Here is a 21,657-nt window from a genome sequence, read left to right on the forward strand (position 1 = left end):
TGGGCGGTGGGCGGTAGGTGGTGGTCAGTGGGCGTCAGACTCCGGGGTCCCGTGTGACCGGTTGCCGCACGCCGGCTCGTACAGACTCCAGTTGGGCGGCGAAGGAGAGGCCGAGGAACAGGGCCAGGGAGGTCAGGTAGGACCACAGCAGCAGCGAGACGAGGGCGCTGAGGGGCCCGTACACGCTGGTGAAGGTGCTGCTGGCGCCGACGTACAGGCTCAGCGCCCAGGTCGCCGTGATCCACAGTCCCAGATGGACGACGGCGCCGAAGGCGAGCCAGGTGTATCCCGGCTGGTCGCGGCGCGGTGAAAGGCGGAAGATCGCGCTGGTGGCCAGCACGGCCAGCAGGATCCCGGCCGGCCAGCGCAGGACGTCGCAGGCGCGGATGGCGGTCGGCCCGAGGTGGTAGACCTCGGCGAAGGCGTGGGTGAGGTCGGCGCCGAGGACGGTGATGACGAAGCTGAGCCCCAGCGGAAGACCCGCGAGGGCCGCCATGACGAGCCCGCGGGTGTACTTGCGCAGGAAGGGCCGGTCGCGTTCGTTTCCGTAGATGCGGTTGGCGCCGCGCTCCACCTGGCACAGGCTCGTGGTGACGTTGACGAGGGAGAAGAGCAGGCCCAGCCAGAGGGCTGCCTGGCCGCCGTCGCCGGCGTGGCGGCGGCTCTCGCGCAGCGCCTCGTCGACCACCTCCCGGCTGGGGCCGCTGGTGATCCGTCCGATCGTCAGCTCGGCCACGCGGCCGATGCCCTCGGTGTGGAGGACGCTGGACAGGCCGATGGCGGCGATGGCCAGGGGCACGATGGACAGGACCGTCTGCAGGGCGAGGGCGCGGGAGTGGCTGAAGCCGTCGGCGTAGCGAAAGCGTACGAAGGAGTCACGGACCAGGCTCCAGCCTCCGTAGCGGCGCAGGGCGGACCAGGCTTCGTCGGCGGACAGTTCCTCGCCCATCACGTCGCGTCTCTGCGGTACTCGGCTCGCGGTTCCCATCGGCTTCCTGACGGTGTGGGTCCCGGCGCGCGGCGCGCCGGTACGGGTTCAGTGGCGCGGGGTGCGGCACACGTGTGCGGGGCTCCGCGGGTGGGGGACGCTCGGAGCGGCTCCCGGGGCCCGGGGAAGGAAGATCCGCAGGGCGCCCGGTTCCACCTCGGCGAACAGCCGGGAGCCTTCCGCCATGGTGTCGCCGTCGACCTCGCGGGCCTGCGCGTCGGCGCAGCGGATCTCGATGCGGCGGGCGCTGAAGTACTCCAGGGCCCCACCGGCCACGGTCCGGCCATCGGTCGGTGACGCATGGGGCAACGCGTCCGGCGAGCGAGCGCCCGGGCGGAAGAGCCGGGAGGCGAGGTGACCGGCCGCGGCGAGCCAGCCCGCCGGGCCGCGGGGGTCGAACAGCACGAGCTCCAGCCGTCCGCTGTCCGGCCGGGCCCGGGGCAGGAGTTCGAGGCCGCCCTGGAGCGCGCCGACGTTGCCGATGACGACCATGCGCGCCCGGCGGCGACGGGCCCGGCCCCCGTCCACCCGTACGGACAGGCGCATGCCCGGGTCTCCCAGGTGGCGGGCGGCGGACAGGACGTAGGCGGGCCAGCCGAGGCGGGTCTTGAGCGCGGGCGAGGTGTCGCGGACCGTGGCGGCGTCGAATCCGGCCCCCGTCATCACGGTGAACCGCGTCGACGGGAGGCCGTCGCCCCACACGCGCCCCACGTCGATCGGGAAGACGCCGCCGCCGAGGGCCGTTTCGAGGGCGGCGAGCGGATCCAGGGGGAGGTGCAGGTTGCGGGCGAGGAGGTTGCCCGTCCCACAGGGCACGAGCGCCAGCGGTGTGCCGGTGCCGGCCACCACGTCGGCGCAGGCGCGGACGGTGCCGTCCCCGCCGCAGACGACGACCAGGCCGACTCCGGGTCCGGCGCACTCCTCGGGCAGGGTCCCGCAGGGGCGTTCGACGGAGGTGGAGGTCCACCGCTGGTCGGCGTACCCGTGGCGGTGGAGGAACAGGCGGACCCCTTCGGCCAGTTCGTCGTCGCAGCCGTGCGGGTGGCGGACCACGACGGCCCGCTGACCGGAACGCCCCGCGGCGGCGCTCCCGGCTGGCCTGTCGGCGGGCCCGCCGGCGCTTCCCGTATCGCGGGAGAGGAACACCGAGCCCGTGACGAGCAGCGTGGCGATGCCGTTGACCAGGCCGCCCGCCACGTCGGAGGGATGGTGCATGCCCCGGTACATCCGGGACAGCCCGACCGCCGACGGGACCAGCACCAGAACCGCCGCCGCGACGTACCGCCACGGGCCGCGGAGGCGGGTCCACACCAGCGCGGCCAGCCCGCCGTACAGGGCCACGGAGGCGCCGACGTGGCCGGACGGGAAGCTCGACGTGGGCGGCGCGCCGTCCAGGCGGGGCACGTCGGGCCGGGGGCGTTCCACGCACATCGTCACGAGGAGGAAGACGGCCGACTGCACGGCGACCGACCCGCCCAGAAAGACCGCGTCGGCCCGGCGCGGGGTACGGGGCAGCACGAGCAGGGCGATGACGCAGATCAGCGTCACACCGACGATGCCCTCCGTGGAGGCCACGACGGACAGCCACCGCGACACGGAGTCGGCCCACGGGGTGCGGTGCGCGGCGATGGAGTCCGTGACCTGCCCCTCCGGCGACACCAGCCGGAGGCCCACCGGTAGGGCGCTCACGAACAGGCCCAGCGCCACCATCGCGGCGGCCTGGGCCGGTAGAAGCCAGAGGAGCCGTGAGCGTCTCACGCCCGTGCCGCTTCGCGTCGTCATGGCACCCGTGTTGCCCGGGACGGCCCGATGATGCGCCCAAGGCGCCGGGTGCCCGCCGGCCGGTGTCATCGGTCCGTTCCGCCTTGGCTCAATCGCTCTCGGCCGAACTGCCGCTGCGCCAGGCTGAGTTCTGGCTCGTACTGTGGTCACGCGTGGTAGCGGCGCAGAGCCACTTCATCACCGTTGCAGGTGAGCGGCTCTCCCTTGCCGGCCAGCCGTTCGAACGATGCTCGGGCAGGCCCGGCCCGGACGACCCGATCTGGACGTCGTAGGCCCTCCCGCGACGCTCGGTGAGAGGCGCGGGACGGTGCCTGGCCCGCTCGCACCGCGCCGCGCCGACTGCTCGTGACGGGCTGCCCCGACACCCACTGGATGTCCGAAATCCCCGCATATCAACCCATGTTCCTTTGGGGTGGCGGGGAGTGACTCCCGTCACTTCCAGTGACGGATGGGACATGGCTTCCGCAGACCGGGGCAAGCGCGCCCGAGCAGCACCATCGCGGGTAGGCCGCGGTGCCGAATCGGAGGTACAGCGCGTCGTGTCCGAGCAGACGACCATCCACATCGCCGGGGCCTGGCGTTCCGCGGTCTCAGGAGCCACCCGAGAGATCCTCGACCCGGCGGACGCCACGGTCCTCGCCGTCGTCGCCGAGGGCGGCACCGCCGACACCGACGCGGCCGTCAGTGCCGCCCGCGCCGCCTTCGACGGCGGGGAGTGGCCCCAGACCCCTGTCCAGGAGCGGGCCGCACTGTTGCGCCGCACCGCCGACCTGCTCCACCGCGACCGCGAAATCCTCGGGCTGCTGGAGAGCCGTGACGCGGGCAAGACCCTGGAAGAGGGCCGCGTGGACGTGGACTGCGTCGCCGACGCCTTCCGCTACTTCGCCGACCTCGTCGTCGGCGAGGGCGCCGGCCGCGTGGTCGACGCCGGCACCCCCGACGTCCACAGCGTCGTCGTCCACGAGCCCGTCGGGGTCTGCGCCCTGATCACCCCGTGGAACTACCCGCTCCTCCAGGCCTCCTGGAAGATCGCTCCGGCCCTCGCCGCGGGCAACACGTTCGTGCTCAAGCCCAGCGAGATCACCCCGCTGTCCACGGTGGCCCTCATCGGCCTGCTGGCGGAGGCCGGACTGCCGGCCGGCGTCGCCAACCTCGTCACCGGACCCGGCGACCCCGTCGGCGCGCGCCTCGCCGCCCACCCCGACGTCGACCTCGTCTCCTTCACCGGCGGTCTCACCAGCGGTACGAAGGTGATGCGCGCGGCCGCGGACTCGGTCAAGAAGGTCGCCCTCGAACTCGGCGGCAAGAACCCCAACGTCGTCTTCGCCGACGCCTGCGCCACCGAGGAAGGCTTCGACACCGCCGTCGACCAGGCCCTCAACGCCGCCTTCATGCACAGCGGCCAGGTCTGCTCCGCCGGTTCCCGGCTCATCGTCGAGGAGAGCGTCGCCGAGCGCTTCGTCGCCGAACTCGCCCGCCGCGCCGACCGGATCCGCCTCGGCCGCGGCACCGACCCCGGCGTGGAGTGCGGACCGCTGGTGTCCGCCGCGCAGCGCGAACGCACCGAGGAGTACGTGGCCTCCGCCCTCGCCGAGGGAGCCGTACTGCGCTCCGGCGGCCGACGGCCCGACGGCCCCGGCTACTTCTACCGGCCGACCGTGCTGGACGGCTGCCACCGCGGGATGCGCGTCGTACGGGAGGAGGTCTTCGGGCCGGTGCTCACCGTCGAGACCTTCCGTACCGAGGCCGAGGCCGTCGCGCTCGCCAACGACACCGAGTACGGCCTCGCCGGCGCCGTGTGGACCTCCGACCCGGGCCGCGGCCGCCGCGTGGCGGGCCGGCTGCGCCACGGCACCGTCTGGATCAACGACTTCCACCCGTACCTCCCGCAGGCGGAGTGGGGCGGCTTCGGCAAGTCCGGCATCGGGCGCGAGCTCGGCCCGTCGGGTCTGGCGGAGTACCGCGAGACCAAGCACGTGTACCAGAACCTCGCCCCGCGCCCCGTGCGCTGGTTCGCGGGCTGAAGGAGGAGCACAGCGTTGAACACCCCCACACAGGGCACCACCCCCACACAGGGCACGACCCCCACACCGGGCACCACCCCCACACAGGGCACCACCCCCAACCCCACCTCCACGCAGGGGCAGCAGGAGTACGACTACGTCGTCGTCGGCGGCGGCACCGCGGGCTCCGTGATCGCCTCCCGCCTCACCGAGGACCCGGACGTCACCGTCGCCGTCATCGAGGGCGGCCCGAGCGACGTCGACCGCCCCGACGTGCTCACCCTGCGCCGCTGGATGGGCCTGCTCGGCGGCGAGCTCGACTACGACTACCCCACGACCGAGCAGCCCCGCGGCAACTCCCACATCCGCCACAGCCGAGCCCGCGTCCTCGGCGGCTGCTCCTCGCACAACACCCTGATCGCCTTCAAGCCGCTCCCGTCCGACTGGGACGAGTGGGAGCGGGCGGGGGCCGAGGGCTGGCACGCGGCCGCCATGGACCCGTACTTCGACAGGCTCCTCAACAACATCGTCCCGGTGGCCGAGAAGGACCGCAACGCCATCGCGCGCGACTTCGTCGACGCCGCGCAGAGCGCCCTGGGCGTCCCGCGCGTCGAGGGCTTCAACCGGAAGCCCTTCCACGAGGGCGCCGGCTTCTTCGACCTCGCCTACCACCCCGAGGACAACAAGCGCTCCTCCGCGTCGGTGGCGTACCTCCACCCCGTCATGGACGAACGCCCCAACCTCCGGATCCTCCTGGAGACCTGGGCCTACCGCCTGGAACTCGACGGGCCCCGTGCGCGCGGGGTCCACGTACGCTCCTCGGACGGTACGGAGTCCCTGGTCACCGCCCGCCGTGAGGTCCTGGTGTGTGCCGGCGCCGTGGACACCCCGCGGCTGCTGCTGCACTCGGGCATCGGTCCGCGCGCGGACCTGGAAGCCCTCGGCATCCCGCCGGTGCACGACCTGCCCGGGGTCGGGGAGAACCTGCTCGACCACCCCGAGTCGGTGATCGTCTGGGAGACCGACGGCCCGATACCGGAGAACTCCGCGATGGACAGCGACGCGGGGCTGTTCGTCCGGCGCGACCCCGACTCCGCCGGGCCCGACCTGATGTTCCACTTCTACCAGGTCCCCTTCACCGACAACCCCGAGCGCATCGGCTACGAACGCCCCGCGCACGGCGTGTCGATGACCCCCAACATCCCCAAGCCCCGCAGCCGCGGCCGCCTTTACCTGACCAGCGCGGACCCCGAGGTCAAACCGGCCCTGGACTTCCGCTACTTCACGGACGAGGACGACTACGACGGCCGTACTCTCGTGGACGGCATCAAGCTCGCCCGTGAGATCGCCGCGACCGAGCCGCTCGCCAACTGGCTGAAGCGCGAGGTCTGTCCCGGCCCGGAGATCACCGGCGACGAGGAGCTGAGCGCCTACGCCCGTTCCGTCGCGCACACCGTCTACCACCCGGCCGGCACCTGCCGGATGGGCGCCGCCGACGACCCCGGAGCCGTCGTCGGCCCGGACCTGAAGATCCGCGGGCTCGAAGGCATCCGCATCGCGGACGCCTCCGTCTTCCCGACGATGCCCGCGGTCAACCCGATGATCGGAGTGCTCATGGTCGGCGAAAAGGCTGCCGAACTGCTCGCGCGGGACGGTGGTACCCGATGACCACCGCACCCGCCACCCCCACCGGCCCCGCCACCCCCACCGGCCCCGCCACCCCCACCGGCCCCGCCACCCCCACCGGCCCCGCCGCACCCGCCACCGATCCGGCCGCGTCCCCCGTCTTCTCCGTGGACGGCCTCTGGAAGGTCTTCGGCCCCGACAAGGCCGCCGCGGAGGTCCCCGGCTCCGCCGACGCCGACCTGTCCGCCACCGAACTGCGCGAGCGCACCGGTTGCACCGCGGCCGTCCGCGACGTCACCTTCGACGTCCGCAAGGGCGAGGTCTTCGTCGTGATGGGCCTGTCCGGCTCCGGCAAGTCCACCCTCGTACGCTGTCTCACCCGGCTCATCGAACCCACCGCCGGAAGCCTGGCCATCGACGGCGAGGACGTCCTGGCCATGGACGCCACCCGGCTGCGCGCCCTGCGCCGCCACCGCGCCGCCATGGTCTTCCAGCACTTCGGCCTGCTCCCGCACCGCACCGTCCTCGACAACGTCGCGTACGGACTGGAGATCCAGGGCGTCGGACGCGGCGAGCGCCGGCTCAAGGCCGCCGAGCTCGTCGCCAAGGTCGGCCTCGAAGGCCTGGAGGACCGGCGCCCCGGCCAGCTCTCGGGCGGCCAGCAGCAGCGCGTCGGCCTGGCCCGCGCCCTCGCCGCCGACCCCGAAGTACTCCTGTTCGACGAGCCGTTCAGCGCACTCGACCCCCTCATCCGGCGCGAGATGCAGGAGGAGGTCGCCCGGCTCCACCACGAAGAGGGCCGCACCATGGTCTTCATCACCCACGACCTCGCCGAGGCCCTGCGCCTGGGCGACCGGATCGCGCTCATGCGCGACGGCCGCATCGTCCAGCTCGGCACGCCCGAGGAAATCGTCGGCTCGCCCGCCGACGACTACGTACGGGACTTCGTCCGCGACGTGCCCCGCGAACAGGTGCTCACCGTCCGCACCGCGATGCGCCCCGCCATGGCCGGCGAGGCCGACCAGGGACCCGCGCTGGGCCCCGCCACCACCGTCTCCGAGGCCATCCACGCCGTCGCCCTCAGCGGCGGTCCGGCCCGCGTCGTCGACCGCGGCCGCTGCCTCGGCGTCGTCGACGACGCGGGACTCCTCGCCGTCGTGGCCGGACTCCCGGCCACGCCCGGACGGGGGGTGGCGGCATGACCCGCCCGGCCCCTCCCGCGACCCCCGTCCCCGATGCCCGGAGGTGGTGCGCATGACCGCGACCCCGACCCACGCGCCGGACCACACACCGGCCCCCATCCGGCCCGGCACCCGCGCCGCCGCCCCTTCGAAAGCCCCGCAGTCCTCCGAACGGCCCGCCGGCGCGCGCCCCTCCCGTACCTCGTCCGCTCCACAGGACCGCCCCCGCAGAGCCCTGCCCGGCCTCGCCGGGCGCCGCGGACTCCTCCTTCCCCTGGGCGTCGCCGCCGCCCTGCTGATCCCGCTCGCCGTCGTCTTCCCGGGCGCCGGCAGCTGGCCCGCGGCCCTGGCCGTCGACCTGTCCGGCCCGCTCGGCCGCGCCGGCGACTGGATCATCGACCACCGCGACAACCACTGGCTGTTCCTCTACTTCTTCGGCCACGTCAGCAACGGCGTCGTCGTGTCCGTCCGCGCCGTGTACGTGATCCTCCTCGCCGCCGGATGGACCGGGGTCACCGCCCTGGCCGCCCTGGTCGCCTGGCGCCTCGCCGGCATCCGGCTCGCCCTGACCTGCGCCGCCGCCTTCGCCGCCTGCGGACTGCTCGGCATGTGGGTGCCGACCATGCAGACCCTCGCGCTGATGGTCGTGGCCGTCGCCGCCTCCGTCGTACTGGGCGCCCTGCTGGGCCTCGCCGCGGGACTCTCCCCGCGCGCCGACCGCATCCTGCGCCCCGTACTCGACACCATGCAGATCCTGCCGGCCTTCGCGTACCTGCTGCCGATGGTGCTGGTCTTCGGCATCGGCGTGCCCGCCGCCGTCCTCGCGACCGTCGTCTACGCCGCCCCGCCCATGGCCCGCCTCACCGCCCTCGGCCTGCGCGAGGCCGACGCGGGCGTCATGGAAGCCGCGGCCTCGCTCGGCGCCACCGGCCGCCAGCGGCTGCTGACCGCCCGCCTTCCCCTCGCGCGCCGACCGCTCCTGCTCGGCGTCAACCAGGCCATCATGACGGGCCTGTCCATGGCCGTCATCGCCTCCGTGATCGGCGCCGGCGGCCTCGGCGACCGCGTCTACCAGGCCCTCGCGTCCGTCGACGTCGGCGCGGCCCTCGCCGCCGGCATCCCGATCGTGCTCCTCGCCGTGGTGCTGGACCGCACCGCCGACGCCGCCGGCCGCCGTATCGGCGCCGACCCCGTGCCCGCCCGCGAACAGCACCTGCTGCGCCGGGTCTTCTCCGGCTGGTACGGCCGCCTGCTCACCCTCCTCGCCGCCGTGGCCGCCGCGGTCGCCGGCCACATCGCCGACAGCATCCTGTGGCCCGAGTCCTGGACCGTCTCCCTCGCCGACCCCGTGAACTCGGCCGTCGCCTGGATGACCGACCACCTCTACTCCGGCGTACCCGTCGTCGGCGGCACCGCCGACTGGGCCGCCCGCTTCACCGGCTGGATCCTCGACCCGCTGCGCAGCGGGCTCCAGGCCGCCCCCTGGTGGCTGCTCCTGTTCGTGGCCTGCGCACTCGCCCTGCTCGCGGGCACCTGGCGCACCGCACTCACCGCCGTACTCGCCCTGGGCGCCGTCGGAGTGCTCGGCGTATGGGAAGCCTCCCTGGACACGCTCTCCCAGGTCCTCGCGGCCGTCGCGGTCACGCTCGTAGTGGGCTTCGCGATCGCCGTCGGAGCCGCCCGCAGCGCCCGCGCCGAGCGGCTGCTGCGGCCGGTCCTCGACGTCTGCCAGACCCTCCCGCAGTTCGTCTACCTCATCCCCGTGGTCGCGCTGTTCGGCGTCGGCCGCGCACCGGCCGCCGCGGCCGCGGTGGTGTACGCGCTCCCGGCCGTCGTCCGGATCACCGTCCAGGGCCTGCGCGAGGTGGACCCGACCGTCGTGGAATCCGCCCGCTCCCTCGGCGCGACCCGCTCGCAGGTGCTGCGACAAGTCCAACTGCCCCTGGCCCGGCCCGCGTTGCTGCTCGCCGTCAACCAGGCCGTGGTCCTGGTCCTCGCCGTCGTCATCATCGGCGGCCTGGTCGGCGGTGGCGCGCTCGGCTACGACGTCGTCCTCGGCCTCGCCCAGGGCGACCTGGCCACCGGCCTGGTGGCCGGCGCCGCGATCGTCTGCCTCGGCCTGCTCCTCGACCGCGTCACCCAGCCCGCGAAGGAGGCCTGACATGCGCGACGCACACCACCGGGCCCTCGGACCCGGCCGCAGCCGCCGGCGCGGCGCGGCCGTCCTCGCCGCCGCGACGGGACTCGCCGTCCTCACCGGCTGCGGGGCCGCCGACATGACCCGCCAGTCCTCCCCGTACGCCGCCGCACAGGGCGCGAAGACCGTCACCCTCTCCGTTCAGTCGTGGGTCGGCGCCCAGGCGAACACGGCCGTCGCCTCCTACCTCCTCGAACACGAGCTGGGCTACCGGGTGGACACCGTCCAGGTCGACGAGATCCCCGCCTGGGACGCCCTCAGCCAGGGCCGCGTCGACGCGATCCTGGAGGACTGGGGCCACCCCGAGCAGGAGAAGCGGTACGTCGAGGGCAAGAAGACCATCACCCCCGGCGGGGATCTCGGAGTCACGGGCCACATCGGCTGGTTCGTCCCCACGTACTTCGCCGAGGCCCACCCCGACGTCACCGACTGGAAGAACCTCGACAAGTACGCCGACCAGCTGCGCACCCCCGAAAGCCGCGGCAAGGGCCAGCTGATGGACGGCTCCCCGTCCTACATCACGAACGACAAGGCCCTGGTGAAGAACCTGGGCCTGGACTTCGAAGTGGTCTTCGCCGGCTCGGAGGCCGCCCAGATCACCCAGATCAAGCAGTTCGCCAAGGAGCACAAGCCCTTCCTGACGTACTGGTACGAGCCGCAGTGGCTCTTCGAACGCGTCCCGATGACCGAGGTGAAGCTCCCCGAGTACACCGAGGGCTGTGCGGACGATCCGCAGAAGGTGGCCTGCGCCTACCCGCACACACCGCTCCAGAAGTACCTGAACGCGCGCTTCGCGGAGTCGGGCGGCGAGGCGGCCGCCTTCCTGAAGAAGTTCCACTGGACCAAGGAGCAGCAGAACGAGGTATCCCTGATGATCGCCGAGGAGAAGCTGTCCCCGCAGCAGGCGGCGAAGAAGTGGGTGGAGCGCAACGAGAACGTGTGGAAGCCCTGGATGGAGTGACCACCCCCGCGCCCCCTTCCCCTCCCGAGAGGAGAAGGGGGCGCCCGCAGGGTTGCCGGAGGGCTGTTCGGCTGTAGCGACGGAGGAGGGGTTCGATGTATCCCTCCAGCCTCCGGGTCAGGACACCGGACAGCTGCCGGGCCAGCAGTTCGGCGCGGTCGTCAGCGCCCTCGTCGCCCAGGCGCACGGTCCCCGGCAGCAGGGACATCAACAGGGAGGGGTGATCGCAGTACTGCGCCGTCGCATCCACATCCGCGAGCGTGCCGGCGCATCTCCGGGGTCCAGCCGCCGCGCAGCCGTACGACCCCCTCGACGCGCTCCGCCTCCGGCAGCCCCTTCTCGACCCAGGAGCGCGTGGCGCCCCAGTCCCGGCCGTCACGTTCCGCGCCGAAGTCCTCGGTCGCCCCCGCATCCGAACCCATGGCGCCAGATCACTCGCGGACCTGAGCGTCCACCGCGGGTTGCGCGGCGCCGCCGTCCGCGCCCAGGCCCGCGAGCAGGCGCAGCCCGTCCTCGGAGGGGCTGCCGGGGGCCGCGGACAGCACCAGGAGCTCCATGCCCGAGTCATCCGGTAGCGCGAAGTTCTCGTGATGCAATTCCAGCAGCCCGACCAGCGGGTGCCGGTACGCCTTGCGTCCGTGGGTGCGGGCGCGCACGTCCGCGCGGGCCCACAGGCGGCGGAAACGTTCGCTGCCCATCGCCAGCTCGCCGATGAGCGAGGCCAGGCGGGGATCGTCGGGGTACTTGCCGGCGGCGAGGCGCAGGTGCCCGACCACGTCGAGCGTGCACTGCTCCCAGTTCCCGTAGAGCCCACGCTCGGCCTCCTCGAGGAAGATGTGCCGGGCGGTGTTCAAGCCCGGCATCCGGCGGCCGTAGAGGAGCCCGGCGAGACGGTTCCCGGCGAGCACGTCCAGGCGGTGGTCCATGATCAGCGCGGGTGCGTCGGCGACCAGGTGGAGGACGCGCAGCACCTCCGGCCGGATCCTCCCGCCCGGTGCCTTCGCGGGGCGGCGGCGCTGACAGGCGAGCCGGTACAGGTGACCGCGTTCGGTCTCGTCGAGGCCGAGGACGCGGGCGAGCGCGTCGAGGACCTGCTCGGAAGGCTGGGTCGCGCGGCCCTGTTCCAGGCGTACGTAGTAGTCGACGCTGACTCCGGACAGGTGCGCGACCTCTTCGCGGCGCAGCCCCTCGACCCGGCGGCGGCTGTCGGTGGGTATGCCGACGGACGCGGGGTCGACCCGGGAGCGCCTGGTCCGCAGGTAGCCCGCAAGATCGTCCATGTCCCCAGTATGACCGCGGCGCCGACCGCGAGGGTGGCCCTGCCAGTACCAGGAAGTCCGGTCCGACGGAAGCGGCGCCCCTGAACAACGGGCGCCCCGGCGGCCAGGATCGAGGGCATCCGATCCCAAGGAGTTCCCATGAAGACGCTGATCGTCCACGCCCACCCCGAGCCGCAGTCGCTCAACAGCTCGCTGAAGGACCTGGCGGTGGCCACGTTGGAGGCCGCCGGGCACGAGGTGCGGGTGAGCGACCTGTACGCGATGAACTGGAAGGCGGCCGTGGACGCCGCCGACTACGGCCCCCACGCCTCAAGCCCGTTGAAGGTCGCCCGGGACTCGGGCCGGGCCTTCGAGGCGGGGGCGCTCACCCCCGACGTCCTCGCCGAGCAGGAGAAGCTGCTGTGGGCCGACACGATCGTCTTCCAGTTCCCGCTGTGGTGGTACTCGATGCCCGCGATCCTCAAGGGCTGGGTGGACCGGGTGTTCACCCACCGGTTCGCGTACGGCGTCGGCGAGCACAGCGACACCAAGTACGGCGAGCGCTTCGGCGAAGGCACCCTCGCGGGCAAGAGGGCCCTGCTGTCGGTGACCGTCGGCGGTCCGGAGGCGCACTACGCCGCTCGCGGGATCAACGGCCCCATCGACGACCTGCTGTTCCCGATCCACCACGGCATCCTCTACTACCCGGGCATCGAGTCGCTGCCGCCGTTCGTCCTCTACGCAACCGACCGGATGACCTACGAGGACTACGCGGACGTCGCCAAGGCCTGGGAACAGCGCCTGCTCACCCTGGAGTCGACCGAGCCGATCCCCTTCCGCCGGCAGAACTTCGGCGACTACGAGATCCCCTCGATGCAGCTGAAGGAAGGGCTGGAGCCCACGGGCCGCACGGGCTTCGGGCTCCACGTGCGCGGCTGACCGGCGGGGGCGCGCCCCGGAGGCGGAGCCCGTGCGGCCCGTGGCGGCGGAACCGGCGGGCGTGATGTCCCGGGCGGGGTCCTCGAGGGAGGCCCCTTCAGCGTCCTCCGCGCCGGCCGGCATCTTCTTGCGGGCGCCTTCGGGGTGCTCGAACCGGCCGTACGTCCCGGAGATGAGGAGGGCGGTGTACCGCGCGCCCGGTGGTGAACCGGCGACCGGCGACCGGCGACACCGGGGCGGCCGGAGCGCTCACCGACCGCCCGGAGCAAATCCGTGGCACGACAGCGTTCCGGCAACGAGACTGCACCGGTGAACACCCCGCCCCCGCCGCCCGACCCGCTCCTCCTGCCCGTACGGGACCCCCGCGCCCGCTACGACGTTCTCGACTACGCCGGCATGCACGAACTGGCCGCCGGCCTGGTCCTGCCCGCCGGCGCGTCGATGTACGTCATGAGCGCGATGGAAACCTCCCGCGAGCTCATCCGGCACTCCTACTACCGGTACGAGTTCGCCACCGTCGCCGTCACGCACTCCCTGTTCGCCCTGGAGCACGTCCTCGCCGAGCGTCTGGCCACGAACGAACCGCTCCACGCCCTCATCGAGAGGGCCGCCGACACGGGACTCGTGACGGCCGAACTCGCCGCCGAACTCGACCGCAGCCGACTGCTGCGCGACAAGCTCACGCAGGGCGCCGAGTCGAGTGCCGCCCTCAGACTGTTCCAAGCCGTCCACATGGTGCGCGCCGTCTTCGAAGCCGTCTCCCTGCTCCTTCGCCCACCGGCCGGGGCCGAGGCGAGCGCCGCGGACGCGGGCGGAGCACGGCCCGAAGACCTACTCGACAGGTTGTGGCAGGAGCACAGGCGCGCACTGTACCCAGACGGCTTCCGCGGCGTGGACTTCGACGGCGTCGATCTGGTCCTCCTGGACGCCAACGTCGCCGGCCTCGTGCACACGGAGCTGACGCACGGACTCGACGACACCGGCATCGGCCACCTCTGGGGCTGCGTCGCCGACCTCGACAAGGTCGTGCCGCTGATCAACGAGGAGTACTGCGCCGGCTACTTCACGAAACTCCGGACGATGGCCCGGGCCGCGGCAGAACGCCACATCCCCACCGCGACCTGATCCCCGCGATCAAAAGGCTCACACGCGTACTCTCCGGGGATGCCTCTCCATCGGGCGGACCACGTACCGGATCTTGAGACCACGCGCAGCCCGTGGCAGGCTCATGCCGCATGATCGATGAATTCGCGAAAGACAACCTGCACGGGAGACTGCGGCGGGACCGCGAGGCGCTGCTCTGGAAACTCGACGGCTTGTCCGAATACGACGCCCGCCGGCCTTTGACAGCGACCGGGACCAACCTCCTCGGCCTGGTCAAACACGTGGCCAGCGTCGAGGCCAGGTACTTCGGCGAGGTCTTCGACCGCCCTTCCCCGGAACCGCTGCCCCGGTGGCAGGACTCCGACGGCAGCGATCTGTGGGCGACCGAGGACGAGACCCGCGATCAGATCATCGGGTTCTACCGGCGCACGTGGGAACACTCGGACGCGACGATCAACGAGCTTCCCCTCGACGCCCCCGGCCACGTGCCGTGGTGGCCGGAGCCGTATCCGAACACGAACCTGTTCGCCATCATGGTCCATGTCCTCGGCGAGTCCAACCGACACGCCGGGCACGCCGACATCCTGCGCGAGGGCCTCGACGGCCGGACCGGGATGCGCGCCGAACACGGGAAGCAGATCGACGAGCAAGCCCGTGCGGCCTACTGCGCGAAGATCGAGCAGGCCGCCAGGTCCGCCGCCCCCATCAAGGCTTAGACCTACCCGCCGTCCGGAGCCGGTCCCTGACCTCGGCGCCGGACGGCAGGGCCGGTTCCGGGCACGACCAGCGTGAGAGCGGCACTTCACTCCCGGCGCCCGCAAGGACCTGTGCAAGAGGCCACTTGGACAGGGAAAACGCAACTTCGACATGGCACGCAGAGGCAGCTACCTTCACCTGGTCTTCGGCGATCGCCCGCGGTCGCACAGGAGTTCCTTCGGGCTGACCCACCCGCGGGGTTCACCTCAGGCACCCCCCACCAGGGAGAGACGCATGCCCCATCTTGCTCTGTACACATTCGGCGTCCTGAAGTCACCCCTCGCCGATCCCGCACCTCTCACGAACGAGTTCTACGACATCGGTGAGGCCGTCTACCGGAAGATCGGCCGGCACCCCGGATACCTCGCGCGCGCGGAACCGGCAGACGGTGACCGGGGCATGCTCTTCGGGGCGGACTGGGGTGCATGGGGAGAGTTCGCCGTACCGGCCTGGTACGGCAAGGGCCGCACGGTGGAAACCACCGCCCTGGCCGCGACCCTCTCACTCTGGACCGACCTGCGCCCCGCCTTCGACGCCATCTACACCGGTCTGCACCGTGAGGCGCTGAACAGGCGCTACGACTGGTTCGAGAGGACAGGACACCCGAATTACGTGTGCTGGTGGGTCTCCGACGGCGTGATACCCACCTGGCAGGACGGGGTTTCCAAGCTGGAACACCTCCACGACCAAGGCTCCGCACCGCACGCCTTCACCTTCCACCACTCGTTCACCCCGGAGAGAACTCCGACCAAGATCAAGGGCATCGGGCCGAAGAGCGACCAGGTCCGCTGACAAGGAAGCCGTAGGGTACTCAGCGCCTCGTCTCGTACCTGGTCAGGATCACGCCGCAGGGAAGCGTCCGCGTCTCCACCAGGTTGAGGTTCACCCAGTTGTCCAGCGCGGTGAAGAACGGCGTGCCGCCGCCCACCAGGACCGGCGCGGTGGCCAGCACGTACTCGTCGATCAGCCCGGCCCGCATGGCCGCCCCGGCGAGCGTCGCGCCGCCGATGTCCATCGGGCCGCCGTCCTCGGCCTTGAGCCGGGTGATCTCGGCGACCGCGTCGCCGGTTACCAGGCGGGTGTTCCAGTCGACCTCGTCGATCGTCGACGAGAACACCACCTTCGACATGTCCCGCCAGCGGCGCGCGAACTCGATCTCCGCCGGGGTGGCGTCGGGCTGCTGGTCGCCGGTCGGCCAGTAGGAGCTCATCGTCTGCCACAGCTTGCGCCCGTACAGCGTCAGTTCGGTCGCCTGCAACTGGTCGGACCAGAACTGGAACATCTCGTCGCTCGGCACGCTCCAGCCGATGTCGTCGCCGGGCGCGGCGATGTAGCCGTCCAGGCTCAGGTTCATGCCGTAGATCAGTTTCCGCATGGTGCCAGTCTTCCGTGAGTCGGTCTCACGCGTACGGACCGGCGCGGCGCGGCGTCGGGCACGGCCAGTGCCCCGCCTCAGCCCGGCAGCGCCTCCTCGAGCCGCGCCCTGGACGAACAGGTGCACCGTACGGCCGCCCTGCTCGAAGCAACCGCGAACCGCACCCTCGGCAAGCTCACCGTAGGCCCCCACGCCTGACCCTCTCGCGGATCGTCCGTTTCATGACCGGGTCCGTGCAGGAGAACGGGGAGGGGTCCTGGTCGCGTCGCCCCCTGCTCCTCGGACCGGCTGGACCGGCACGAGGAGCAGCGGCGGCGTCGTCACATCACGCGACGGCGGTTCCCTCAAGCTCGACCAGCTGCCCCGGGATCGCCAATCGCGTCACCCCGAGCATCGTGGACGTCGGCGCCACCCCGGCGGCGCCCAGGCGCGCCGCCAGCACGCCGTAGTGCCGGAAGAGCAGATCGACGTCGGTCGTGTAGACGTTCAGCCGGACGAGGTTGGCGAGAGACATGCCGGCCGCGCCGAGCACGGCCTCCAGGTTGTCGACGCTCAGCGCCAACTGCGCGGCCATCTCACCGTCGTGCTGCGGCTTGCCGTCGTCGCTCATCGCGGTCTGCCCCGAGACGTACAGGGTCCGCGTGTGCCCGGAGACGAGCTCACCCTGGTTGAATCCCAGCTCCTGCGACCACGTCACCGGGTTGACCGCTGTTCGCTCCACTGCCACATCAGCTCCATTCGAATCGATTCATCGGGAGTACGTACGTCCATCGGCGCGTCAGACGACCCGCCTTGACGTCACGTCACCGAGCCTCGCAACAAATCACGACACCCTCCGTCATGTATTCCCTTAACGTTCTCGTATGCGTGCCGACAGGCTGGTCTCACTGGTGCTGCTCCTGCGCCAGCGCGGGCGACTGACAGCGGACACACTGGCCCGCGAGCTGGACGTATCCACCCGCACCGTGCTCCGCGACATCGAGGCACTGTCCGCGGCCGGCGTCCCGGTCTACGCCGAACGCGGCAGGCACGGCGGTTTCGCGCTGTTGCCCGGTTTCCAGACCAAGCTCGCCGGACTGAACCACGACGAGGCCCTCGCCCTGCTCACCGCCGGATCGGGGCGCGGCGAGCAGGCCTTCGGACTCGGCTCGGCCCTCGCCTCGGCCATGCGGAAGGTGGTCGACGCGCTCCCCGAAGGGCACCGGGCCTCCGCGAGCGACGCGGCCCAGCGGTTCCTCGTCGACCCGGAGGCCGACCTGCTCTCACGCCGCCGCCCGGTCACCGAGGAGGTCCCCGACACCACGATGTTCGAGGTCAGGCGTGCGGTGCTCGCCGGTCACAAGCTGCGCATCCACTACGCGGCCACGGGCCGGACACCGCAGTGGCGCACGGTCGACCCGATCGGCCTGGTCACCGTACGGGACCGGGGCTACCTGCTGGCCACGAGATCCGGCGAGGACCGCACCTACCGGCTGTCGCGGGTGCTGGCCGCCGAGGAACTCCCCGAACCGGCACAGCGACCCAACCGGGTCGATCTGGACCGGATCTGGCAGGAACGCTCCGCGCAGTTCCTGTCCGGCGGCGACCACATCACCGTGCTGGTGCGGATGAACCCGGCGCGGCGGGAAGAGCTACTGGACACCGCGCTGGCCGTCCGCGCAGAGGAACCCGACGCGGACGGCCGGCTGCGCCTGGAGGTGACCTTCCAGGACTTCCGACACGCCGAATGGGCACTGTGGCAGCTCAGCACGGACGCGGAAGCCCTGGCCCCGCAGACGTTGCGCACCGCCCTGCGCAACCGCGCCGCAGCGATGGCCGCCCGCTACGAAGACTCACCCCCCGACACGGGGTCTCACTGACCGATTAGGCTGGCGCGCATGGACAACGAACGTTCGACAGGGCCGACGGGCTTCAGGTAGCCCGCCAGGAAGTACCTGGCGGTTGCCGCGAACGGAGTCCGTCCCGTGACACGCACCGCTCACCACCTTCCCCCTTCACGCGGCCGGCACGCACACGGCCGCTCATCAGGAGGCCCTTGGCGTTCTGTGGTCCTCTACGACCTCAGGTACAGCGCACACACCTTCAGCGATGCGGCACGTGAGGCCGCAAGGCCCCAACCCCGCAGGGTCCGCCGCACGGTGGACGTCTACTCGTTCCCTCGACACCAGCAGGACAGCTCCGTCGCACGCTGGTCCGCGGCGGAGGAACGCCGGGCGCGACAGCGGCTGCGCGCCCAAGTGGGGACTGTCCTGAGGCTGGTGCGTTCCACCGCCGGCGAACTCGCACTCGATGCCGCGGACACGGTGGACATCCCGCCGGCACGTCATCGGCGCGGCTCGCTGTGGCTCGCGTAGTCGCCACGGCAGAGCCGCCCCACCCCCGCGCGCGCCGGCCGATGCCCCTGGCCTCGGCCGGCAGCGGAACCCACGCACACCATCGTCAGCCCTTCGGGTCCGGCTTCCAGTCCCGGGCGAGGAGTCCGAGCACCACGTCGTCCAGGAACTCGCCCATCACCCAGGCCGAGGAGCGCAGCACGCCCTCGCGGACGAAGCCGTTGCCCTCGGCTGCGCGCAGCATCGCGGCGTTGTCGGACAGCGTCTCGACCTGCAGCCGCTGCAGGCCGCGCACGATGAACCCGTAGTGACACATCACCGCGACCACGTCGGTGCCGTAACCCTTGCCACGGGAGGACGGCCGCAGCCCCATCCCGATGTGCGCGGACCGGTTGTGGTTGTCGATGCCCCACAGCGTGGCGGTACCGGCGAGCGTGCCGCCGTCCAGCTCCACCACGGAGAACGAGACGTGCCCCTGCTCGCTGTCGTCCACCACGAGCCGCGAGTCCTTGGAGCCGGGCGTGATCGGCCGCCACGGGCGGAGTTCGGACCGCGAGTAGTTGACCACGTCGTCGTGGAGCTCGGTCTGCAGGATCGGGATGTCATCGTCGTGCCGGGCTCTGAGCCCGACCTTGCTGCCCTTTAGCATGCAAGGTTCCTATCCGACCGGGTTGGCCGGGGGCAAACCCTTTGGCGGCCGCCCGTCCACACCACCGCTCGCCGCTCCGGTAGCACCGCCCCAAGGCGCGTTCAGCCGGCGGTGCCCAGGTGCGAGGAGAGTGTGAATAGGGTGACCCCATGTCTGTCACATTGAGCTCCACGAAGGCTGCTGCCGCGCTCCGTACGTCGGCACGGGTCTGCGCCGAGGTGCTGGTGGTCCTGGTCATGGCGGCGGCTGCCCTGTGGGTTCTGAGCCGTATGTGGTCGGTCGTCTGGCCGCTCATAGTCGCCCTGTTCATCACCACCCTGACCTGGCCCCTGGCCGCGTTCCTGCGCCGGCGCGGGTGGCGGCCCGCGCTCGCCGCCGCCGCGGTGACCGTGCTGTTCCTCCTGGTGGCCTCGGGCATCGTGGCGCTGATCGCCGTCCCCGTGGCCTCCCAGTCGGGCGAACTGGTCGACGGCGTGTCCGAGGGCATCCAACGACTGCGCGAGTGGGCGGCCGGCCCGCCGCTCAACATCGGCGACGACCAGATCACCGGCGCCTCCGACGCCGCGATCGACCGCCTCCAGAACAGCGTCGGCAGCGCGGTCTCCACCGTCGTCACCGGGGTGAGCACCGTCTTCAACGGCCTGGTCACCGCCGTCCTGGCGCTCTTCCTGATGTTCTTCTTCCTCAAGGACGGCCCCCGCTTCCTGCCGTGGCTCACCCGCCAGCTCCCCGGCCGGCTCGCCACCGACATCCCGGTCGTGGCCGCGCGCAGCTGGCAGACCCTGGGCTCGTTCGTCCGGTCCCAGGCCTTCGTCGGCCTCCTCGACGCCGTGTTCATCGGCCTGGGCCTGTGGATCGTAGGCGTACCCCTGGTGCTGCCCCTGGCAGTGCTGACCTTCGTCTCCGCGTTCGTGCCGATCGTCGGAGCCCTGTTCGCCGGCCTGGTGGCGGTGCTCATCGCGCTGGTGTCGAACGGCCTGACGGACGCGCTGATCGTGCTGGCCATCATCGTCGCGGTGCAGCAGCTCGAAGGAAACGTGTTCCAGCCGATGATCCAGAGCCGCAGCCTCGGTCTCCACGCGGCGGTGGTCCTGCTGGCGGTCACGCTGGGCGGCAGCCTGGCCGGCGTCGTGGGCAGCCTCCTGGCCGTACCGGCTGCCGCACTCGTCGCCGTCTTCTGGAACTACCTGCGCGACCAGCTCAGCGAACCACCGCACGAACCGGAGGCCGACGAACGGCTTCCCACAGCTCCCGCGCCGTCGTAGGACTGCGCCGAGGCCCTACCCGGGCCGCGGTCAGTTCGGCTGGGCCGTACGCTCCGTCTGCAGGGTGCGCAGGAGGTCGAAGGCAGGGCCGTCCACCGGGCGCCGGGTGTTGCCGAGGGCGATGACGGCGAGCCGCTTCTCCGGGTCGAACCCCACGAAGGAGGAGAAGCCCCCTGTTCCTCCGTTGTGCCAGATCTGGAGATGGCCGCCCTGCCGGGGGTGCAGGCGGTGGGCCATCCAGCCGGGGTGCACCCAGGTGAAGGAATTCCTGCGGTGCTCGTACGCACGGCTCAGGCGGATCGCCTCGGCGAGCCCCGCCGGGCCGCCGTCCAGCTGGGCCCGTACGAAGGCCACCAGGTCGGTCGCGGTCGACCGCAGGCCGCCCGCTCCGGCCAGGTCGGCGAGGTGCCACGGTGCGGCGGGCCGCCCCCGTCGCACGTGACCCTGCGCGGAGCGTTCCGAGCGGGCGTCGTCCACCGTCACGACGGTGTCGGTCATGCCCAACGGGGCGCAGATCTCGCGGGTGATGAGGGTCTCGTACTCCGTGCCCGCCCGGCGGGCGAGGGCCAGCCCCAGCAGTCCGGCCCCGAGGTTGGAGTAGCGGAACCGCTTCCCCGGAGTGGCCCCCAGACGGGTCCCGGCCAGCCCGGCCAGCAGGACGTCGGCCGTGCAGCCGGCGTACGGATCCGGCTTCGACGGGCGCAGCAGAGCCTGGAGCAGCATGCCCTTCGGCAGTCGGGGCAGGCCGGAGGTGTGGGTGGCCAGATGCTGCAGGGTGATCGGCCGGCCGTCCCGCGACGGAACGGCCGTCCCGGCGGGCAGCAGATCGCCGAGCGGCTCGTCCATGCCCACCGTGCCGGCGGAGGCCAGGCGCGTCAGGGCCAGGGCGGTGAACGCCTTGGTCACCGAGCCGATCTCGAACAGGGTGTCGGGGCCCGGGACGCGTGCCTGGTCCGCGCCGGTGCTTCCGGCGCCCCGTATCTCCACGACGTGATCCGCCACCGCGGCCACCACCACGCCGACGTGCTGCTCGGCCAGCCGGTCCGCGGTCCGCTGGGCGAGCGTTGCGAGTTCTTGTGCCATGACGGACATCATTGCGGCGCCCCCCGTGCGACAGGTGCGCCCAGATGATGATTTCCCGCCGCCGGCACTGCGACTTGAGCAGTACGGCGAGGCGACGGCAGCCCCCCCCCGCGGGCGCGCAGGTCGAGGCGCGGCACCCCGCAGGCGGGATCCGCC

18 protein-coding genes and 1 pseudogene are annotated in these 21,657 nt (G+C 72.0%); 11 read left to right on the plus strand and 8 right to left on the minus strand.

Annotation, left to right across the window (positions count from 1 at the left end):
* Nucleotides 1-34: 34 nt before the first annotated feature.
* Nucleotides 35-988, minus strand: coding sequence for a YihY/virulence factor BrkB family protein (locus tag ACZ4VT_RS02385; RefSeq protein ID WP_467945854.1), 954 nt, complete (start codon nucleotides 986-988; stop codon nucleotides 35-37).
* Between the two features lie 48 nt (nucleotides 989-1,036).
* On the minus strand, nucleotides 1,037-2,746 hold the full coding sequence (locus ACZ4VT_RS02390) for a bifunctional phosphatase PAP2/diacylglycerol kinase family protein (RefSeq protein WP_467945855.1): 1,710 nt from the start codon (nucleotides 2,744-2,746) through the stop codon (nucleotides 1,037-1,039).
* A gap of 563 nt (nucleotides 2,747-3,309) precedes the next feature.
* Here ACZ4VT_RS02390 and ACZ4VT_RS02395 point away from each other — a divergent pair.
* The 5 genes from ACZ4VT_RS02395 to ACZ4VT_RS02415 all read left to right on the plus strand — a co-directional run bounded on the left by ACZ4VT_RS02395 (nucleotide 3,310) and on the right by ACZ4VT_RS02415 (nucleotide 10,738).
* Complete coding sequence (locus ACZ4VT_RS02395) at nucleotides 3,310-4,794, plus strand: aldehyde dehydrogenase family protein (protein ID WP_467945857.1); 1,485 nt, start codon at nucleotides 3,310-3,312, stop codon at nucleotides 4,792-4,794.
* A gap of 15 nt (nucleotides 4,795-4,809) precedes the next feature.
* A complete protein-coding gene (locus ACZ4VT_RS02400; RefSeq protein WP_467945859.1) occupies nucleotides 4,810-6,441 on the plus strand; it encodes a GMC family oxidoreductase in 1,632 nt (543 codons plus the stop codon).
* On the plus strand, nucleotides 6,438-7,601 hold the full coding sequence (locus ACZ4VT_RS02405; RefSeq protein ID WP_467945861.1) for a quaternary amine ABC transporter ATP-binding protein: 1,164 nt from the start codon (nucleotides 6,438-6,440) through the stop codon (nucleotides 7,599-7,601). Before ACZ4VT_RS02400 ends, ACZ4VT_RS02405 begins: the two co-directional genes overlap by 4 nt.
* Before the next feature lie 52 nt (nucleotides 7,602-7,653).
* Nucleotides 7,654-9,741, plus strand: coding sequence for an ABC transporter permease (locus ACZ4VT_RS02410; protein WP_467945863.1), 2,088 nt, complete (start codon nucleotides 7,654-7,656; stop codon nucleotides 9,739-9,741).
* Nucleotides 9,742-9,856: 115 nt separating this feature from the next.
* The gene (locus ACZ4VT_RS02415) at nucleotides 9,857-10,738 is read left to right on the plus strand and encodes an ABC transporter substrate-binding protein (protein ID WP_467945921.1); all 882 of its coding nucleotides are present in this window, start codon (nucleotides 9,857-9,859) and stop codon (nucleotides 10,736-10,738) included.
* Nucleotides 10,739-10,868: 130 nt separating this feature from the next.
* Here the strand turns inward: ACZ4VT_RS02415 and ACZ4VT_RS02420 are convergent.
* A pseudogene (locus ACZ4VT_RS02420) lies at nucleotides 10,869-11,160 on the minus strand (aminoglycoside phosphotransferase family protein); the annotation flags it as partial.
* Nucleotides 11,161-11,169: 9 nt separating this feature from the next.
* Nucleotides 11,170-12,018: a helix-turn-helix transcriptional regulator gene (locus ACZ4VT_RS02425; RefSeq protein ID WP_467945865.1), complete on the minus strand. Its 849-nt coding sequence runs from the start codon at nucleotides 12,016-12,018 to the stop codon at nucleotides 11,170-11,172.
* 138 nt (nucleotides 12,019-12,156) lie between these two features.
* Here ACZ4VT_RS02425 and ACZ4VT_RS02430 point away from each other — a divergent pair, with 138 nt between their 5' ends.
* The 4 genes from ACZ4VT_RS02430 (at nucleotide 12,157) to ACZ4VT_RS02445 (ending at nucleotide 15,588) form a co-directional block, all read left to right on the plus strand.
* On the plus strand, nucleotides 12,157-12,936 hold the full coding sequence (locus ACZ4VT_RS02430; protein WP_467945866.1) for an NAD(P)H-dependent oxidoreductase: 780 nt from the start codon (nucleotides 12,157-12,159) through the stop codon (nucleotides 12,934-12,936).
* Nucleotides 12,937-13,245: 309 nt separating this feature from the next.
* Nucleotides 13,246-14,061 (plus strand): hypothetical protein, encoded by an 816-nt coding sequence (locus tag ACZ4VT_RS02435; RefSeq protein ID WP_467945868.1) that lies wholly within the window; start codon nucleotides 13,246-13,248, stop codon nucleotides 14,059-14,061.
* Between the two features lie 110 nt (nucleotides 14,062-14,171).
* Complete coding sequence (locus ACZ4VT_RS02440; RefSeq protein WP_467945870.1) at nucleotides 14,172-14,756, plus strand: DinB family protein; 585 nt, start codon at nucleotides 14,172-14,174, stop codon at nucleotides 14,754-14,756.
* 274 nt (nucleotides 14,757-15,030) lie between these two features.
* The gene (locus ACZ4VT_RS02445) at nucleotides 15,031-15,588 is read left to right on the plus strand and encodes a DUF3291 domain-containing protein (RefSeq protein ID WP_467945871.1); all 558 of its coding nucleotides are present in this window, start codon (nucleotides 15,031-15,033) and stop codon (nucleotides 15,586-15,588) included.
* A gap of 19 nt (nucleotides 15,589-15,607) precedes the next feature.
* On the opposite strand, the gene ACZ4VT_RS02450 is transcribed toward ACZ4VT_RS02445, so the two are convergent.
* Both ACZ4VT_RS02450 and ACZ4VT_RS02455 read right to left on the minus strand, forming a co-directional pair.
* Nucleotides 15,608-16,171 carry a dihydrofolate reductase family protein gene (locus ACZ4VT_RS02450; RefSeq protein ID WP_362799839.1) on the minus strand — a complete coding sequence of 188 codons (564 nt, stop codon included), beginning with the start codon at nucleotides 16,169-16,171 and terminating at the stop codon, nucleotides 15,608-15,610.
* A 325-nt stretch (nucleotides 16,172-16,496) separates the two neighbouring features.
* On the minus strand, nucleotides 16,497-16,892 hold the full coding sequence (locus tag ACZ4VT_RS02455) for a RidA family protein (protein WP_467945923.1): 396 nt from the start codon (nucleotides 16,890-16,892) through the stop codon (nucleotides 16,497-16,499).
* Nucleotides 16,893-17,034: 142 nt separating this feature from the next.
* On the opposite strand from ACZ4VT_RS02455, the gene ACZ4VT_RS02460 reads away from it, so the two are divergent.
* Nucleotides 17,035-18,030 (plus strand): helix-turn-helix transcriptional regulator, encoded by a 996-nt coding sequence (locus tag ACZ4VT_RS02460; protein WP_467945873.1) that lies wholly within the window; start codon nucleotides 17,035-17,037, stop codon nucleotides 18,028-18,030.
* A 580-nt stretch (nucleotides 18,031-18,610) separates the two neighbouring features.
* On the opposite strand, the gene ACZ4VT_RS02465 is transcribed toward ACZ4VT_RS02460, so the two are convergent.
* Nucleotides 18,611-19,153 carry a GNAT family N-acetyltransferase gene (locus ACZ4VT_RS02465; protein ID WP_467945875.1) on the minus strand — a complete coding sequence of 181 codons (543 nt, stop codon included), beginning with the start codon at nucleotides 19,151-19,153 and terminating at the stop codon, nucleotides 18,611-18,613.
* 149 nt (nucleotides 19,154-19,302) lie between these two features.
* Here ACZ4VT_RS02465 and ACZ4VT_RS02470 point away from each other — a divergent pair, with 149 nt between their 5' ends.
* A complete protein-coding gene (locus ACZ4VT_RS02470; protein ID WP_467945877.1) occupies nucleotides 19,303-20,418 on the plus strand; it encodes an AI-2E family transporter in 1,116 nt (371 codons plus the stop codon).
* A gap of 30 nt (nucleotides 20,419-20,448) precedes the next feature.
* On the opposite strand, the gene ACZ4VT_RS02475 is transcribed toward ACZ4VT_RS02470, so the two are convergent.
* Nucleotides 20,449-21,501 carry a serine hydrolase domain-containing protein gene (locus ACZ4VT_RS02475; protein ID WP_467945878.1) on the minus strand — a complete coding sequence of 351 codons (1,053 nt, stop codon included), beginning with the start codon at nucleotides 21,499-21,501 and terminating at the stop codon, nucleotides 20,449-20,451.
* Nucleotides 21,502-21,657 lie beyond the last annotated feature (156 nt).

The organism is Streptomyces sp. NPDC029164, from assembly GCF_055563995.1.